This is a genomic window from Mycobacterium sp. TH-M25 (assembly GCF_057473665.1).
This window is the reverse complement of the sequence record NZ_JBYCLA010000247.1, coordinates 1-3,905: the sequence shown is the minus strand read 5'-3', so window position 1 is coordinate 3,905 and position 3,905 is coordinate 1. Positions and strand designations below refer to the sequence as shown.

Annotated in this window: 3 protein-coding genes and 1 pseudogene; all 4 read right to left on the bottom strand. The window is 63.0% G+C overall.

The window, feature by feature from the left end:
• Positions 1–84 (bottom strand): annotated as a pseudogene (locus tag AC2VOU_RS08315) (3-alpha-hydroxysteroid dehydrogenase); the annotation flags it as partial.
• Positions 85–165: 81 nt separating this feature from the next.
• On the bottom strand, positions 166–1,911 hold the full coding sequence (locus AC2VOU_RS08310) for a BCCT family transporter (protein WP_047314055.1): 1,746 nt from the start codon (positions 1,909–1,911) through the stop codon (positions 166–168).
• Between the two features lie 205 nt (positions 1,912–2,116).
• Positions 2,117–2,719: a TetR/AcrR family transcriptional regulator gene (locus tag AC2VOU_RS08305; protein ID WP_486956944.1), complete on the bottom strand. Its 603-nt coding sequence runs from the start codon at positions 2,717–2,719 to the stop codon at positions 2,117–2,119.
• A partial coding sequence (locus AC2VOU_RS08300) for an FAD-dependent monooxygenase (RefSeq protein ID WP_486956943.1) occupies positions 2,716–3,905 on the bottom strand: 1,190 nt, incomplete at its 5' end. The genes AC2VOU_RS08305 and AC2VOU_RS08300, both read right to left, overlap by 4 nt.

Sequence of the window (3,905 nt, the reverse complement as noted above, 5' to 3'; positions counted from 1 at the left end):
GACCATCGTCCGCACGTGTGAGGCACCCATCCCCCGCGCACCACCACTAATGAGCGCGACCTTTCCCGCCAACCGTTCTGCCACTGTGTTTCTCCTGTCGAAGCACCGCCTGGATGCGTCATCGTCCGGGTTCCGGTGATTGGACCAGTTCCAGTGTCTTTCGCTCTAATCGGTATCAAAGGCTCCGTCGCCCAGGGGATCTGGTGGTGTGGTGACGGTGAGGGCGCCGGTGTCGGGATGCACCTGGTATGCGCCGCTATCGACATCGCGGACGGCAATAAGCCCGGCCAATGTCGCGGAAATGTCGTGGCGTTGCCGACTTCCAGCGGGAACCACATCATCGGGCACAGTTACATGCAGCAGCCGGGGCGTGGTAGCCAAATCGAAGTGGAACGCTTTCGTCATGGCATAGCACGCCACCACCATGACGATCGAGAACGGCAAGGCGGTAGCAATGGCAGCGGTCCGCAATGCGGTCAGTGACCCGGCACCGCCAACCAGTAGCAATACGGCGGCAGCCGTCCCTGCCAGCATCGCCCAGTAGACCCGGGTCAGCTTGGGCGGGTCCAGCTCACCCGTTGACAAGATATCGACGACCAACGAACCAGAGTCCGACGATGTGATGAAGAAGAACACGATCACCACCACCGCAAGAACGCTGGTGATCACCCCTAAGGGCAGACCTCCGAGCAATTGGAAAAGCGATGTGTTGGCATCCACCGCTCCGTCGATGAGCATGTCGCCGTCGTTGCGTTGCCGCAACACCGCCAAGTCACCGAAGATGGTGAACCACAGCGAAGCGATCAAGGTGGGAACCAGCAGCACGGCCCCGATGAACTCCCGGATGGTCCGCCCCCGGGAAATCCGCGCGATAAACATCCCGACAAATGGCGCCCAACTGATCCACCAGCCCCAGTAGAAGATCGTCCAGTCAGCGAGCCAGCCATCGTGGGAGAACGGGGCGGTGCGCAACATGAATTGCGGCAGCGATTGGACGTAACCCCCCAGGTTCTGCACCCACGACTGCAGTAGGAACAGCGTTGGCCCAAGCAATAACACGAAGAGGGCCAGTGCCGCGGCGAGCGACATGTTGATGTTCGAGAGCCACTTCAAACCCCTGCTGACTCCACTGACTACCGACGCCGTCGTGGTGGCGGTGATGACAACGATCATGCCGACCATCCACCAGTTGTCCACCCGGATCCAGCCGAGATACTCCAAACCGGCGGCAATCTGGGTAATACCGAAGCCCAGCGATGTAGCCACACCGAATAGTGTTCCGACGATTGCGATTACGTCGACAGCGTGTCCGAGCACCCCCTCAACGCGACGCCGACCCAGAACAGGCTCCAACAACCAACGCACCGACAGGGGGCGGCCCCGCCGATAGGTCATATAGGCCATACCGAGACCAACCACCGCGTAGATTGCCCAGGCGTGCAAGCCCCAGTGGAACACTGTCAGCGCCATCGCCTGGTTGGCCGCCGCATCAGTGAGCCCGAGCACACCTCGTGCCTGCGGTGGTCGCACGTAGTGGCTGAGCGGCTCGGCCACGCCGTAGAAGACCAAACCGATACCCATACCCGCGCTGAATAGCATTGCCAGCCATGCCCAAAAGCCGAACTCGGGTAGCTCATCGTCGCGGCCGAGCCGAATGGTGCCGATCTGGGAGACACCGCAGTACAGCGCGAACACCACAAACCCTGTGGCGGCCAAGATATACCACCACCCGATACTGGCGGTGACCGCGGTGTTCAGCCGGACGAACGCGTTCGCAGTGGTGCCCGAGTAGACGACGGAAACGACGATCATCGCGATGATCACCACTGACGCAGGAATGAAGACTGCGGGCTTTACACTCCGCCAGGCATTGACAACAACATTCGGGCCGCCACGGTCTTTTCTGCGCATATCAGGCAACGCCATCACACTTCCTCGTCACTGTGTCCATGTCACGGACACTGCATCGCCGCTCCTGTCTAGCGTGGCACGCAGCACGCACCCGAGCGATCCCTTGGACAACAAAAAAGACAGCACGAACTGGCTTTCCGACAAACCAAGGTTGATCTTCTCGCAGCGAAATGGGATCGCTAATAATAACCCATGCGTCAGCCGCCTAGGGCAGCAGCCCTGCCTGACGGTAAACGGCCGTGAGGTAGCGGTGCATCTCGACCACATCGGGCGGATCCGGTTGCAGCACACGCCACATGATCGCGCCAACCATCATGTCGATCGCCACGTCCAGATCGGCATCAGCCGAGACCGTTTCGAGCTCGCGTGCCCGCGCCAGCAGACGCGCTGCAAGCGTGCGGCGTGGCACAATGTAGTGCTTCCAATACGTAGCCATCAGCGAGGGGTGGCTGACGGCACAGCCAAGGACCCTGGCGACCAGTGCTCGAAACTCCGGCGCGGCCGCGGTCTGTGCCGCGTTTGACAGCGCCGCTTCGACCAGCTCGTATGGCGATGCCGTATCGATCACCTCTGGCGGCGGCCACGAGACCTCATTGGCAAACAGCGTTTCGATAGCCGCTGCGATCAGCTCCTCTTTGGTCGACCATCGGCGATAGACCGTCAGTTTGCCAACGCTGGCGCGTTTGGCGATCTGCTCGATGCTGGCCCCGTCGATACCCCGCTCAATAAACAGCTCGATGCCAGCCCGCAATATCGCGGCATCGGCAGCGGCATCGCGAGGTCGTCCGCGGCTGCGCGCTCGCGTCATCGCACCCGTCCGGTGTGCATCGCGGCAGCCAGCCACCGCTCGAGACCAACCGTGTCATCGACATCGCCACGCCATGCCAGGTGGGCGTCCGGACGGACCAGCATCGGCTGCGCACCGTGGTAGCGCAACCGATCCAGATAGTTCCCAAGCCACGTCCGGGCAACGTCGTAGCCGGCGAAGGTGACAGCGTGCTCGGGCACCAACAACGCCCACCGCCCGCCCAGCTCGGCGTGCAGTCGTGTCGGTGTGCCGTCATCGCGCACGCAGTCGAGGTCGGCGATCCGATCACCCGGACGTGGCTTACGCCCGCGGCCTCCCAACGGGCCCTTGCGGTAACTCACCCACAGCTGCGAGGCCGTGTACGTCGCCCAGCGCTGGACTGGCGCCAAGCCCACGAGCGGCACCACGATTCGGTCCCGAACAAATCGGCCTACCGGCTTACTCGCGATGTTCATCCGCGTCACCGTGCTTGTGCCTCGCAACACCTCGGTTGCCAGCGGCCGGCGTTCAGTCTCGTACGTGTCGAGCAACGCCTCACTTGCCTTGGCGCGCAAGATGAGAGCGAGTTTCCAGGCCAGGTTCTCCGCGTCGCCGATGCCGGTGAGCATGCCCTGGCCGCCGAATGGCGCATGCGCGTGCGCGGCGTCGCCAGCGATCAGGATCCTGCCCCGACGGTACGAGTCGGCCAGCCGGCGATGCACGGAGAACAGCGACAGCCGCCACAGGTCGTTGCTCCCGCCGGAGTCGGGCATCGGCATCGCTCCGATCATGCCAGCCGGATGAATCCAGCCGGTGGTCCCGCTGCGATCGAGATCCCAGTCCAGGTGCAGATCCGCGAGCAGGAACCGCTCGCTGAGCCTGCAGCCAGGAAAGCCGATGCCGGCCAGCTGGCGGGTTGCACTCCCCGTGCCGTCACAACCCACCAGCCACTGCGTTCGGACGGACTCGCCTCCACCGGGTACCGCAGTGACGCCATCGTTATCCTGCCGAAGGTCGACAAGCGCACGATTCCACTCCGGCACACCTCCGAGCTCGGCAAAGCGGTCGCGTAGCGCCGCCTCGATCTTGGCCTGCGACACCAGCATTGGCGGGGCGGCGGTCCTTAGCCCGAGATCGCCGAATCTCAGTCTCATGATTGGGCGGTCGCCGAGATACGTCGTAATCCGCATACCGCGCAATGACTGGT